The organism is Actinomadura kijaniata (genome assembly GCF_014138665.1).
Taxonomy (GTDB): Bacteria; Actinomycetota; Actinomycetes; order Streptosporangiales; family Streptosporangiaceae; genus Spirillospora; species Spirillospora kijaniata.
On record NZ_JACJIA010000018.1, the window covers coordinates 141,658 to 152,907 of the forward strand.

The 11,250-nt window shown below is 74.2% G+C and carries 14 protein-coding genes and 4 pseudogenes; 5 read left to right on the forward strand and 13 right to left on the reverse strand.

What is annotated here, in order from left to right; all coding sequences use genetic code 11:
* Nucleotides 1-208: 208 nt before the first annotated feature.
* The 6 genes and pseudogenes from HNR61_RS42270 to HNR61_RS42290 all read right to left on the reverse strand — a co-directional run bounded on the left by HNR61_RS42270 (nucleotide 209) and on the right by HNR61_RS42290 (nucleotide 3,166).
* Nucleotides 209-886: a hypothetical protein gene (locus HNR61_RS42270; RefSeq protein ID WP_182848772.1), complete on the reverse strand. Its 678-nt coding sequence runs from the start codon at nucleotides 884-886 to the stop codon at nucleotides 209-211.
* A complete protein-coding gene (locus tag HNR61_RS42275) occupies nucleotides 883-1,377 on the reverse strand; it encodes a SigE family RNA polymerase sigma factor (RefSeq protein ID WP_182848773.1) in 495 nt (164 codons plus the stop codon). Before HNR61_RS42275 ends, HNR61_RS42270 begins: the two co-directional genes overlap by 4 nt.
* On the reverse strand, nucleotides 1,302-1,643 hold the full coding sequence (locus HNR61_RS50310; protein ID WP_312898359.1) for a response regulator transcription factor: 342 nt from the start codon (nucleotides 1,641-1,643) through the stop codon (nucleotides 1,302-1,304). The genes HNR61_RS42275 and HNR61_RS50310 overlap by 76 nt, the downstream gene beginning before the upstream one ends.
* A 187-nt stretch (nucleotides 1,644-1,830) precedes the next feature.
* Nucleotides 1,831-2,085, reverse strand: a pseudogene (locus HNR61_RS50315) (response regulator); the annotation flags it as partial.
* Entirely contained in the window at nucleotides 2,082-2,504 is a 423-nt protein-coding gene (locus HNR61_RS42285; RefSeq protein ID WP_220510447.1) for a sensor histidine kinase, read from the reverse strand. The pseudogene HNR61_RS50315 and the gene HNR61_RS42285, both read right to left, overlap by 4 nt.
* Before the next feature lie 17 nt (nucleotides 2,505-2,521).
* Nucleotides 2,522-3,166 carry a hypothetical protein gene (locus tag HNR61_RS42290; protein WP_220510448.1) on the reverse strand — a complete coding sequence of 215 codons (645 nt, stop codon included), beginning with the start codon at nucleotides 3,164-3,166 and terminating at the stop codon, nucleotides 2,522-2,524.
* On the opposite strand from HNR61_RS42290, the gene HNR61_RS42295 reads away from it, so the two are divergent.
* The 3 genes and pseudogenes from HNR61_RS42295 (at nucleotide 3,150) to HNR61_RS48795 (ending at nucleotide 4,177) form a co-directional block, all read left to right on the forward strand.
* Nucleotides 3,150-3,440 (forward strand): hypothetical protein, encoded by a 291-nt coding sequence (locus HNR61_RS42295; protein ID WP_220510449.1) that lies wholly within the window; start codon nucleotides 3,150-3,152, stop codon nucleotides 3,438-3,440. The genes HNR61_RS42290 and HNR61_RS42295 overlap by 17 nt on opposite strands.
* A gap of 202 nt (nucleotides 3,441-3,642) precedes the next feature.
* Nucleotides 3,643-3,906: pseudogene (locus HNR61_RS50605) on the forward strand (FtsX-like permease family protein); the annotation flags it as partial.
* Between the two features lie 58 nt (nucleotides 3,907-3,964).
* On the forward strand, nucleotides 3,965-4,177 hold the full coding sequence (locus tag HNR61_RS48795; protein WP_246444901.1) for a hypothetical protein: 213 nt from the start codon (nucleotides 3,965-3,967) through the stop codon (nucleotides 4,175-4,177).
* Between the two features lie 21 nt (nucleotides 4,178-4,198).
* Here HNR61_RS48795 and HNR61_RS42305 read toward each other — a convergent pair whose 3' ends face one another.
* Nucleotides 4,199-4,945, reverse strand: coding sequence for a cytochrome P450 (locus HNR61_RS42305; RefSeq protein WP_182848778.1), 747 nt, complete (start codon nucleotides 4,943-4,945; stop codon nucleotides 4,199-4,201).
* A gap of 100 nt (nucleotides 4,946-5,045) precedes the next feature.
* Here HNR61_RS42305 and HNR61_RS42310 point away from each other — a divergent pair, with 100 nt between their 5' ends.
* The gene (locus HNR61_RS42310; RefSeq protein WP_220510450.1) at nucleotides 5,046-5,570 is read left to right on the forward strand and encodes a GNAT family N-acetyltransferase; all 525 of its coding nucleotides are present in this window, start codon (nucleotides 5,046-5,048) and stop codon (nucleotides 5,568-5,570) included.
* 27 nt (nucleotides 5,571-5,597) lie between these two features.
* Here the strand turns inward: HNR61_RS42310 and HNR61_RS50735 are convergent.
* A pseudogene (locus HNR61_RS50735) lies at nucleotides 5,598-5,905 on the reverse strand (IS982 family transposase); the annotation flags it as partial.
* A gap of 36 nt (nucleotides 5,906-5,941) precedes the next feature.
* A pseudogene (locus tag HNR61_RS50740) lies at nucleotides 5,942-6,232 on the reverse strand (lamin tail domain-containing protein); the annotation flags it as partial.
* Between the two features lie 252 nt (nucleotides 6,233-6,484).
* Here HNR61_RS50740 and HNR61_RS47090 point away from each other — a divergent pair.
* Nucleotides 6,485-7,900: a recombinase family protein gene (locus HNR61_RS47090; protein ID WP_312898358.1), complete on the forward strand. Its 1,416-nt coding sequence runs from the start codon at nucleotides 6,485-6,487 to the stop codon at nucleotides 7,898-7,900.
* Between the two features lie 511 nt (nucleotides 7,901-8,411).
* Here the strand turns inward: HNR61_RS47090 and HNR61_RS42330 are convergent.
* From HNR61_RS42330 to HNR61_RS42345, 4 genes are all read right to left on the reverse strand, one after another.
* Nucleotides 8,412-8,798: a hypothetical protein gene (locus HNR61_RS42330; protein ID WP_182848781.1), complete on the reverse strand. Its 387-nt coding sequence runs from the start codon at nucleotides 8,796-8,798 to the stop codon at nucleotides 8,412-8,414.
* Between the two features lie 97 nt (nucleotides 8,799-8,895).
* Complete coding sequence (locus HNR61_RS42335) at nucleotides 8,896-9,246, reverse strand: hypothetical protein (protein WP_182848782.1); 351 nt, start codon at nucleotides 9,244-9,246, stop codon at nucleotides 8,896-8,898.
* 149 nt (nucleotides 9,247-9,395) lie between these two features.
* Nucleotides 9,396-10,070: a response regulator gene (locus tag HNR61_RS42340; RefSeq protein WP_182848783.1), complete on the reverse strand. Its 675-nt coding sequence runs from the start codon at nucleotides 10,068-10,070 to the stop codon at nucleotides 9,396-9,398.
* Nucleotides 10,067-11,131 carry a sensor histidine kinase gene (locus HNR61_RS42345; RefSeq protein WP_182848784.1) on the reverse strand — a complete coding sequence of 355 codons (1,065 nt, stop codon included), beginning with the start codon at nucleotides 11,129-11,131 and terminating at the stop codon, nucleotides 10,067-10,069. The genes HNR61_RS42340 and HNR61_RS42345 overlap by 4 nt, the downstream gene beginning before the upstream one ends.
* Nucleotides 11,132-11,250 lie beyond the last annotated feature (119 nt).

Below are 11,250 nucleotides of genomic sequence, written 5' to 3' on the forward strand. Positions count from 1 at the left end.
TCAACGAGCGACTACCCCGCGCCGCCAGCGGTGATCTTCCGAATCGTTCGCAGCCGTCCTCCTCGCTGAGGGAAACGCCAATTTCTCTCCGAAAAAGAGATGATTTCCTGCCCGCCCGTCGCAGGCTTCGAATTTGACTCGGCGTGTCCGGGTCTGGTCAAAGGCCGATGGAAATCCTTCGCGGCCGCCGTCGTCCCCTCGGGGAGGGTCACCCGTGCCGGTCGTAGACGCCGACGGCCCAGGCTCCCGGACGGGTGCCGGTGCGGGCGGCGATCTCGTCGATGTCGTCCGGATCGGTCGTCGCGTCGATCCGCGCGTCCGGCGGCAGCACCCACACCTCCCACTCGTGGGCCCGGCCGCTCCACGACCGCCCGGCCGACCGGGCGTCGAACTGGCCGAGCTGGTCCCGGGGGCCGCACCGGCCGATGCTGGTCGCCCGGCCGGGGGAGTCGGTCTTGACCACCATCCAGGAGTCGGGCACCGAGCACCGCACGTTGTAGATGGTGTCGGTGCTCAGCGCCGTGAACCGGAACCGGACCGGCACGCCCATCCGGTCCCGCTGCCGTGACGCGACGAGCGGCAGTCTCTCCTCCCGGAAGAGATGACCGGCCCGGCCCGGCAGCGGCACCTGGTCCGGGAGCCGCACCGACACCAGCGTGGCGTCGGCCGGGCCGACCCTGCCCGGATCGCCGGGGACGGCTGGCAAGACGGCCGCGACGGCGGCCACGGCACCGGTCGCGACGAGCGCGCGAACGGTCCGGCGGCGGCGCAGCATGCGCCTGCCCAGCGCCGCCGCGCGGTCGGCGCGGGCGGGATCGGCGGGCGCGCCCTCGGCGCGCTCGCGCAGCAGGGCGACGAGTTCCTCTTCGGTCTGGGGCATGGTCATCTCGCTTCCTTGAGGGCCTGGAGGGCGGGATCGACGCGCAGGCGCGTCAGGGCCCGGTGGAGCTGGGTCTTGACGCTGGAACCGGAGCAGCCGAGGATCTGCGCGACCTGGGTGAGCGGCAGGCCCTCGAAGTAGTGCAGCACCACGACCGCGCGCTGGCGGGCCGACAACCGGGCCAGCGCCGTCCACATCACGTCGCGGTCGTCGAGCGCCGCCGTCAGGTCGGGTCCGGCCGGCTCGGGGAGCCACTCGGTCGGGACCTCGCCGCGCCAGCGCCGCCGCCACCAGGAGGCATGGGTGTTGGTCAGGATCCGGTAGACGTAGGGGGTGGGGTCGTCCGAGACACGGCCCCAGGAGACCCACGCCTTGGCGAGCGCGGTCTGCACCAGGTCCTCGGCACGGGCCCGGTCCTGGGTCAGCAGGTACGCGCTGCGCAGCAGGCGACCGGAGTGCTTCTCGACGTAGTCGGTGAAGCCGGATCGATCCGCCATGCGGAGGCCTTTCTGTCGATGTGTGCACCAGGACTACGCCCTGGGCACCGCAGAAGGACGACAGCGACGGCGAAGACGGCGGAACGCGCGCCCGACCGGTCTCCCGGGCTTCCGGGGGTCACGAACCCCGTCTCGTACGCCACGACGATCGCCTGGGCGCGGTCGCGCAGGTCGAGCTTGGACAGGATCCGCGTCACGTGGGTCTTCACGGTCGCCTCGCCGAGGTGCGGGCTCGCGGCGAGCCCGGCGTTGCTGAGACCGCGCACGATCCAGCTCGCGGGGCGTGAGCACGGACAGGTCGCGGTGGAGGGCGCCGTGCTCGCGCGGCGCGAAACGTTCGACCGGGCGGCGCGTGATGGACGGGGCCAGCAGCGCGTCGCCGGTGCGCACCAGCCGCACCGCCGCCACCAGGTGTTCCGGCGAGACGTCCTTCAGCAGGAAGCCGCTGGCGCCCGCGGCCAGCGCCGCGTACACGTACCGGTCCAGGCCGTAGGTGGCCAGGATGATGATCCAGGGCGGCTGCCCGCCGGGGGCCGACAGGATGCGGCGGGTGGCCTCCAGCCCGTCGGCCTCCGGCATGCGGATGTCCATGAGGACCACGTCGGGACGGTCCCGCCGGACGGCCGCGACGGCCTGCTCACCGTCGGCCGCCTCGGCGACGACGCCGATGCCGTCGTCGGCGACCACCACGCGGGGCCGGTCGGTCACCGGACGCCCTCCCGCGGGACGACGGCGCGGACGCGGTACCCGCCGTCCGGCAGCGGTCCGGCCTCCGGCGCGTCCCCGTAGACGGCGAGGCGTTCCCGCATGCCGATGAGGCCGCGCCCGGTGCCGGTGTCGATTATCTCCAGGCGCAGCGCGCGAGGACCGTGGTCGATGGTGACGGTCACGCTCGCGCCCGCGGCGTGCTTGACGGTGTTGGTTAGCGCCTCCTGGGCGACCCGGTAGACGGCGAGGTCGATGCCGGTCGGCAGCGGCCCGGACGCTCCGGTCACGGACAGCTCGACCGGGACGCCCGTGGCGCGCACGCGGGCGGCGAGGGCCTCCACCTGCCCCGGCCTTGGCGGCGGGGCGAGGTCCTCGGTGAGCCGGTCGGGGCCGTCCCCGTTCATCGTGAGCAGCCCCATGACGTGGCGCAGCCCGGTCAGCGCCGCGCGGCCCCGGTCTCGACGGCGAGCAGCGCCTGCTCGGCGCGGTCGGGCGCCGCCGCCTCCTGCCGCGCCGCCAGCGACCGCATGCGCTGGCGCCAGCTGTGCGGGGCGTTCGCGGCGAGGAACACCAGCAGCAGGGAGAGCGACGTGCTGACGCCCGTGCCGATGGCGGGAAGGCTCGCCTTGTGGTCGGCGATGACCAGGCCGCCGCCGACCATGACGCAGCCCGTGGCCTGCGTCCGGTAGGAGTTGTAGGCGGCGATGACGCAGCCGGCGAAGAGGAAGGCGAGGCCGAAGCCGGGGGCGTCGTCGTAGAGCAGCGCCGCGCCGACGACGACCACGAACGCCGCCAGCGGATACCGGCGCCGGACCACCAGCGGCAACGCCACCAGCAGGGCCAGGAGGATCTGCCACGGGTGGACGGCGCCGTCCACCGGCGGGATCCCGACGCCGGGGACGGGGAGCGCCGGCGGCGCGGGCGGATGAGGCCCGGACGGGTTCGCGCGGCAGGACGGCGCCCACCTGACGGCGCGGTCCGACGGCTCCAGGGCCACCGCCCCGCAGTTGGCCGCCACCGCGCGGACGCCGGGCGTGACGGCCGCCGCGGGCCCCGACCCCGTGGTGTCGCTGCGTCCCACGGTCGAGTCGGACGGCTTCGACGGGCGGGGCGTGCCGCCGGGGATGCGGCTGCCACCGCTGACCATCGTCGGTCGGGACCGCTCCGGAGGGTGCGTCGACCGGCCCGACCTCACCGAGGACGCGTGGGCGGACGGGCGGGGCCAGATCGTGGTGAGCGCCGACGGCCCGCCGTTCGCGATCGGCGACCGGCTCTCCTTCCCCGGCCTGCCCGGCCGCCCCACGCTGACCGTGGTCGGCCGCGCCCGGTCGGTGAGCCGGACCACAGACGCATAAGTCCCGCCCGAACAGGCCGCGGCCCTGCGCGTCCCCGGCGCGCCCCGCGCCTACCGGCTGGCCTCCTCCGGTACCGACGCCGAGGTGACGCGGGCGCGCGCTGGACGGGGCGACCTCCCACCTCACGACCCGGCTGGCCGCCGAGCGCGCCGCCGCGACGTTCGTGCCGTTCATCGTGGCGTCCGGCGTGCTCGGCCTGGCCATGTCCGTGCTGGTCATCGGCGCGGTCGTCAGCGGCGCGGTCAGCGCGGCGACGCGGCGGATCGGCATCATGAAATCGCTCGGCCTCACGCCCGCGCAGGTCGTGCGGGCCTACGTCGGGCAGGCGCTGCTCCCGGCCGCCGCCGGCACCGCCCTGGGCGTCGTGCTCGCCAACCTGCCGGCGGTCCCGGTGATGAGCCAGGCGGAGGACGCCTACGGTGCCGGCGCCCTGACGGTCGCGCCCTGGGTCTCCGCCGCGGTCGCCGCCGCGGCCCTCGGCGTCGTCGCCGTGACCGCGCTGGTCCCCGTCCTGCGCGCCGGGCGTGCCGCTCGGTCTCGCCCTGCACGCCCGGGTGCTGCCCGTCATGGGGGAGAGCGCGGGCACGGGCCTCCCCGCCGAGGTGATGGACCCCTACGGTCCGCCGCTGCCGGCCGCTCTCCTGCTGGGCGGACTCGCGATCGCGACGGCGGGCGCCCTGCTCCCGGCCACCTGGGCCGCCCGGATCCGCACCGCGTCCGCCCTCCGCACCGAGTGATCGACGATCCCGGCGCCGGGTTCAGCGCAGCGCCTCCACGGCCCCGGCGGCGATCTGCACGGCGTGGACCGCGCCCGGGCAGGGCCGCCGTCCCGAACCGAACGTGAGGTGCGCGGGCCCGGTCCGGCCCGGATCGAACCGTTCGGGATCGGCGAAGACGGCCGGATCGCGGTTCGCGCTCCGCACGTCCAGCACCACCGGAGTGCCCGCGCCGACCCGGCGCAAGGCGGGGACGGGCGGGGCGAACCGCAGTGTCTCGACGACCAGCGACTCGGCGTCCCACCGGTCCGGGCCGGCGAGCCCGAGCGCGGACCGGACGAGCGTGGCGGTCGCCTCGCAGGCCTGCACGAGGATCGCGATGCGGTTGGCCACGGTCTCGTCCGGCCCCGGCCCGAGAAGCCCGACCAGCGCCGCGACCGCCGCGTCGGCGCCCGGCGGGCGGTCACCGGTCAGATAGCCCGCCGCCGCGACCGGAACCGCGGCGGTCAGCGTTTCCAGGTCGGTGACGCCGAGCGCACGGCCGAGGACGGCGACCGCGTCCGGCCGGACTCGGGCCGCGCGGCGCAGCTCGGCCGGGTCGACGCGGGCCAGCTCGCGTTCCACGACGGCGCGGCGCCGGCGGTGGGTCTCGCCTTCGCTGAAGCGGCACACCGTGCGCCGCAGCCAGTCCAACGTGCCCGGGCCGCCGTCGCCACCGGCCGGGACGACGGTGAAGCCCGGGTCGGCCAGGGCCGCGGTCACCTCGGCGTATCGCGTGAATGTCTGCACGGCCCCGACGGTAGGCCCGCGACGCTTCGGTCACTGCCGAAACGACGCGGGCCCGCAACCGCCTTGAGCCGCGCGCACGGCCGGTGCGACCATCCCATCCATGATCAAAAACAGTTCCCGGCGCATGAGGCTGGTCGAGATGACCCCGCAGGCCATGTCCGCGCTCGCGGCCGGTGACACCGCCACGGCCTCGGCGGAGGCGGGGGTGCCCCTCACCGAGCACTTCGTGGGCGATGGCCTGCGGGCTCTGTGGCGCTACCGGGCCGGGCTCCGCGAGACCGCCCCCGACCGGCCCCAGGGCCGCGTGTGGGCGGTGGTCTCCGAACCCGAAGGAGTGGTGGTCGGCCACGGCGGCTTCCAGGCCCCGCCCGACGACGAGGGGACCATCGAGATCAGCTACTCGGTGGACCCGGCCGCACGACGACAGGGCTGGGGCAAGGTCATCGCGACCGAACTGCTCCACCGCGCCGCAGACGAGGGAGCCAGGACCGTCCGGGCCTCGGTGGCCCCGGACAACACCGCGTCCCTGGCCGTCATCACCGCCCTCGGCTTCCACCGGACGGGCGAGCGATGGGACGAGGAGGACGGCCGAGAACTCGTCTTCGAACGCCTCGCCCACCCCTAGACCGTTGATGGGAATTCCTGGTGCTGGTCAGCGGCCGTAAGCGACCAGGGATCGTTTGACGGGCCGACCGGCGAGCCAGTCGCGCCAGATGGCGGCGTTGAGCGCCACGATGCGCTGGCTGATGCGCGCCCACAAACCCTCGGTGGTACGGGCCTGGTGGAGTTCCAGCCCCAGCCGGTTCTTCAACGTCCAGATGACCGCCTCGATGCGTTGCCGCAGCCAGAACGGACATGCCAGGGGCGGATCAGCACATGGCCCAGCCGAGCCGCAGCGGCCTCAACGCCAGCCCCAGCACAGCCCTTGTCGCACACGATCGGGCACGGCTCATCAGCGACCGGGCGCACCTGCGGCAGGTAGGAGCGGCCCCAGTAGCGGGTGGCGGTGGTGTTGCGGCCCTTGCCGGTCCGGATGGTGACCTTGGCGCGGCCCTTGAGCGTGAAGCTGGCGAAGGTGTAGGTGTAGCCGGTCTTGTCGCGCAGCTTGTAGCCCTTGAGCTGGCGAGCCGAGCGGGAGGTGTTGACCAGCTGGACCCACTCGCCGTTCAGCGAGGCGTTGGAGCCGGTGTCCTTGCCGGGGGAGTCGAAGTACACCCGGTAGATCTGAACGGCGCTGGCGGCTTGGGCCGGTGTGGCGGCCAGCCCGACGCCCGCGGTCGCCGTCACCGCGGCCGCCCCCGTCGCCAAAAGCTTTCCTCACCCGCATCCTCTTCTCTGTCTGGTGGTGTGGTTGGTGCGTGCCAGGTGTATCGGAACGCCTTGTGGTTTCGGGGCAGTACCTGCGGTGATGGCCGATGCCGGTCCGGCCGCGAACCAGGCACCCAGCTTGGACGTCATCGCCGCTTCTGACGGGCGAGCCCCTTCGTGGGCGCCGCACAGGGGCGTCCGGTCCGCCGCGCTTCATAAGCCGGGGGCTCGGTGACGCGGGTCTTCGCCGAGAAGATCTCCATCCGCGCCACCCGTCGCCCCGAACTGGAGAACGCCATCGCCCTGGCGCGCGGGTTGCGCGCCGTCGGGGTGGCGGTGACGCTGGTGGTGCATGAGCACAAGCGTCTGGGGCGCGGCCTGGAGCTGGCGGCGCTGGCCGAGCAGCTGCGCGCCGACGGCATCGCGCTGGAGTTCCTCACCGGGGAACTGCAGGGTTCCCACGATCCGGGCGGGATCGTGTTCACCGTGCTGGCCGCCTTGTCGGGGATGGAACGCGAGTACATCCGCGACCGCGCCCTGGAAGGACACGAGGCGGCGCGGGCCCGTGGCAAGGCCATCGGCGGCGCCAGCGTCGCCGATGAGCCCATGCTGTCGAGGGCGCTGCACCTGCGTGACCAGGGGATGAGCCTGCGCGAGATCGCCGCCCGCCTGGTCATCACCACCGGCGCCAAGAAGGGCAAACACCCCTCGCCGGCGACCGTGATGCGGATGCTGCGCGGCCACGACCAGGCCACCGCCCAGCAGATCAGCCACCAGGCCGGTCACGAGGGCGGCGCCGCGGCCCCGGCGACCGGCGGCCTCAGCGAGCCCTCCGCCGTCGTGCTCGCCGCACCCGCGGCCGCGGCGACTTCGAAGGGCGGCAAGGACAACGTGGTAGCACCGCAGACGGTCGCCGCGCGGCAGGGGGCGGGCCGCCACGGTTCGGTTCCGGAGCAGGGGATGAGCGGTGGTGACCACCGCGCTGGGAGCCGGTCGGTCGGTCTTGCCGAGGCCGAGTCTGGTGAGGCCGAGTCTGGTGAGGCCGGGCTCGCCGGTGGGGTCGCGCCGGAACCGGTGGCCAAGTCAGCTGGCGGGCCGTTGGTGCGCCGCCGGGTGGCGGGACTGGAGCCGGAGTGGACGATGACCCAGGCCGATCCCGACCAGGAGGTCTACACCCTGTGGTGGAAGCAGAGCACGCAGGTGGGTCAGGTGGTCCACCAGCGGCAGGCCACCCGCGGGTACGCCTGGGAGGCCCGCCACGCCCGCACCACCGACCAGGTCGCGGGCGCCATCGTCACCGCCGGCTCCAAGAACGGCGCCTACCCCTCGCGGGTCAAGGCACTGCGGGCGCTGGCGGCCGAGGCCGAACACCGCCGCCGCCAGGCCACCATCCACCGCGACGAACCGATCGACGGGCTGCCGGCGGGATGGCGGCTGGTGCAGTCCCAAGCCGAGGCGAATGAGGGCCGCTGGCGGGTGGTGGCCCCGGGCGGCCAGGTCGCCGGGACGCTACAGCGCACCACCTACGGCGGCCGCCGCGGATGGCAGGCCCGCTCCGGCGACCCCGACAGCGACCGGATCGGCACCGACCTGCCGCCCGCACCACCTGGCGCGAGGGCCAGGCCACCGCCGACCACACCGACCTGACCACCCGCTGGACCCAGCACCACGCCGCCGCCGTCGCCGACGACGAGCGCACCGCGCGCCAGCGCGCGGCCGGGCTGACCGACCAGCACCGCCGGGCGCTCCCCGCCCCGGCACACCCCTCACCGGGGCCACCGCCCGCGCCCAGCTCACCAACATCCGCATCGAACAGGCCCTGCGTCACACCCTGTCGGACTATCGTCGCGACACCGAGCGCACCCAACGCGCCCAGCACGCCGCCCGCCCGGCCACCGCGCGCCTGGACCTTCCCGGCCCGCACCACCCACGCGGCCCCGAACACCGACCAGGGCGCGGCCCGGGTCTCGGCCGGTGAACACGCCGGTTGAGCAGGTCGTCGCCGGGGGCGCGCCGCCCCCGGACCCCCGGCGAGCCGGGTCGTCCACCCGCTCGCCCACCTCCTGGCGCTCATGCAGACCGTTCGGGCGGGTGAACCCCGGAACGCATCAGCGCCCTTCCGGAGACCCGGAAGGGCGCTGGATGGACAGGGAGGCGGTCAGCCTTCTTCGGCCTCCAGGGCCTTGACGACGGCCTCGCGGGCCGCCTGGTGCTCGGGGGCCTTCAGGGCCGTGCCGATGATGGCGCGGGCGGCCTCCCAGTCGTGAGCCACTCCCAGGTGATAGGGGCAGGGGCTGCTGGTCCACAGCGGGCCGAGCTGGTCGGCGACGATGCAGCCGGTGCAGCCGCCCCAGTCGCCGTCGCGGTCCAGCAGCTCGATCAGCAGCTGGGCGGTGCGGGCCAGCTCGTGAACCTGCGACAGCGGGATGAGACGGTCGTCGGCGTTGAGGGCGGCGGCCTGGTGCTCGATGTGGTCGATCTCCTCAGCCGACAAACCGCCGGGGGCCAGAGGCCGGACCGGCGGAAACAGGGGCGGGAACGTCATCGGGAGTTCTCCTTCGCAGGGTCAAACGGTGGCGGTCGCCAGGGTGTACTGGCCGCGGGCGTTGCGGATGCTGCCGAGCGCGACGCATCCGCCCCGGTTAGAGCGCGTTGTCGATGGCTTCCAGGTCATCGGCGCTCATGGTGATCAGGCCGACGGCCACGATCCATCGACACCACACCGGCTCCAGCCCGGGGCGGTCGCGCCACTGGGCGTCGGTCACCGTGCCCCGGGCACGTGCGGCGGTGCGGGCCGCCAGCTCGGCCAGCTCCTCCCGCTCCGCCCAGTGCAGGCCCGGCATGGCGCCGTCCACAGGGCGGGGGTGGCCGGTGGCGTGCGCGGTGAAGACCAGCCACACGTGCCCCAGGCCGTTGGGTCCGTCGCCGCGCTTGCAGCGGTTGGGGCGGTACCCGCCGGCGACCCGGGTCAGGGTGTGTCGGATGACGTCCATCCCGGCTTCCTCGGCGACCTCGGCGACGGCGGCGGCCTCGTAGGGGTGCCACCGGAATACGGCAGGAACGGGCCGCAGTGGTCAGGTAGCTGCAGGTCGTGGGGATGTAGGAGAATCGGGTCGGGCCGCCGATAGTTGTTGGCGATCTCTCAAAGGGGGTTGGGACGGCGGCCCGGAACGACGATGCCGTGCTCGTAGGCCAGTACGACGGCCTGGACCCGGTCGCGGAGGTGGAGCTTGGCGAACACGCTGCCGACGTGGCTCTTGACGGTGGCCTCGGTGACGACGAGCCGCGCCGCGATCTCCTGGTTCGACAGGCCCTGAGCGATCAGCAGGAGCATCTCGCGCTCACGCGGGGTCAGCGCGGTCAGCAGATCCGGTGATGGCCGGACCGGGTCGGCGCGGTCGGCGTAGTCCTCGATCAGGCGGCGGGTGATCGACGGGGACAGCAGCGCCTCGCCCTGGTGGACGACGTGGATGGCCTCCAGGAGCCGCTCGCGGGGCGCGTCCTTCAGCAGGAATCCCGATGCCCCGGCACGCAGCGCGCCGAACACGTACTCGTCGAGGTCGTAGGTGGTGAGGACAAGCACGCGAGGCGGACGCTCGGTGGCGGTGAGGCGGGCGGTGGCCTCGACGCCGTCCATCCGCGGCATCCGGACGTCCATCAGGACGACGTCGGGCCGCAGCTCCGCGGCTCGCATGAGGGCCTCGTGGCCGTCCGCGGCCTCGCCGACGACCTCCAGGTCGGCCTGGGTCTGCAGGAACAGCCGGAAGCCGATCCGGATCAGTTCCTGGTCGTCGACGATCAGCACCCGGATCGTCATGCCCGTTCCCCGACCGGCAGCCGGGCCACGACCTGGAACCCGCCGCCGGGGGCCCGGCCGGTCTCCAGCTCACCGCCGAGCACCGCGACCCGTTCCCGCATGCCTACCAGGCCGTGCCCGCCGGGTCCCGGCCCGCCGGTTCCCGTCCCGTCGTCGTGCACCCGCACCTCCAGGTCTGCTCCGCCATAGCCGAGCCGTACCGTGACCAGTGTTGCCCCGGCGTGTTTCAGGGCGTTGGTCAACGCCTCCTCGATGATCCGGTAGGCGGACAGCTCAACCCCGCTGGGCAGGTCCAGCGGTTCCCCGGCGATCTCCAGCCGGATCGGCAGTCCCGCCGCGCGGTACCCGGCGATCAGTTCGTCCAGGTCCGCCAGGGAGGGCTGCGGTCGGGTCTCCGCCGCATGCTGCCCGCGCAGCAGGACGAGGACCCGGCGCAGCTCGGCCAGGCTCTGCTCGGCGCTGGTCTCCACCCGCTCCAGCGTCCGCGCTGCCACCTGCGGGTCGGTATCCAGGACGTCGCGGGCGCCGCGGACCCCGATCAGCATCACCGTCACCGAGTGGGCGACGATGTCGTGCAGTTCGCGGGCGATCGAGCCGCGTTCGCGCTGCGCCGCGATCAGGTCGAGCTGTTCCCGTTCGCGTTCGAGGGTGGCGGCTCGTTCTTCCACCGCCCGGACGTAGCGGCGGTGCGTCTGCATGTAGGCGCCCAGCGTCCACGCCCCGATCGAAACCGTCGGGCTGCAGACGTTGCCGGCCTCCAGGAACACGACCATCGGTGCCAGCACCGCAAGCGAGATGCGCCGGTCACGCGTCTCGGCGAGCGACCACAGCGCGACGACGGCCGGCGCGCCCCCGGGCGAGTACCCGGCCGCGGTCACCGCGGCAGCCGACGCGGCTGCCACCGCTGTCACCGCCACCCCGGACCGGCGCCGGGCCAAGAGCACCACACCGGTGAGGACGGTCACCGCGATCGGCAGGGGTGCGGGCCTGGTGCCGTCGTTGAACAGCACCCCCACCTCCACGAAGGTCGCCGCCACGGCGAGCGCGATGTCGAACAGCACCGGGCGGGGGGGGGGGGGGGGGGCGCCCCCCCCCCCCCCCCCCGGGCGCGGGGGCCCCCCCCCCCCCCCCCCCCCGGGCGGGGGGCAACGGCGCGGGGTGGGGGGTGGTGGACCCGCCC

What these genes read in the sequence shown, in the direction of transcription:
- HNR61_RS42270 (WP_182848772.1), bottom strand. Translation starts at nt 886, where the DNA reads ATGACCATGCCCCAGACCGAAGAGGAACTCGTCGCCCTGCTGCGCGAG.
- HNR61_RS42335 (WP_182848782.1), bottom strand. Translation starts at nt 9,246, where the DNA reads ATGGACGTCATCCGACACACCCTGACCCGGGTCGCCGGCGGGTACCGC.
- HNR61_RS42330 (WP_182848781.1), bottom strand. Translation starts at nt 8,798, where the DNA reads ATGACGTTCCCGCCCCTGTTTCCGCCGGTCCGGCCTCTGGCCCCCGGC.
- HNR61_RS42340 (WP_182848783.1), bottom strand. Translation starts at nt 10,070, where the DNA reads ATGACGATCCGGGTGCTGATCGTCGACGACCAGGAACTGATCCGGATC.
- HNR61_RS42310 (WP_220510450.1), top strand. Translation starts at nt 5,046, where the DNA reads ATGATCAAAAACAGTTCCCGGCGCATGAGGCTGGTCGAGATGACCCCG.
- HNR61_RS42285 (WP_220510447.1), bottom strand. Translation starts at nt 2,504, where the DNA reads ATGGGGCTGCTCACGATGAACGGGGACGGCCCCGACCGGCTCACCGAG.
- HNR61_RS42275 (WP_182848773.1), bottom strand. Translation starts at nt 1,377, where the DNA reads ATGGCGGATCGATCCGGCTTCACCGACTACGTCGAGAAGCACTCCGGT.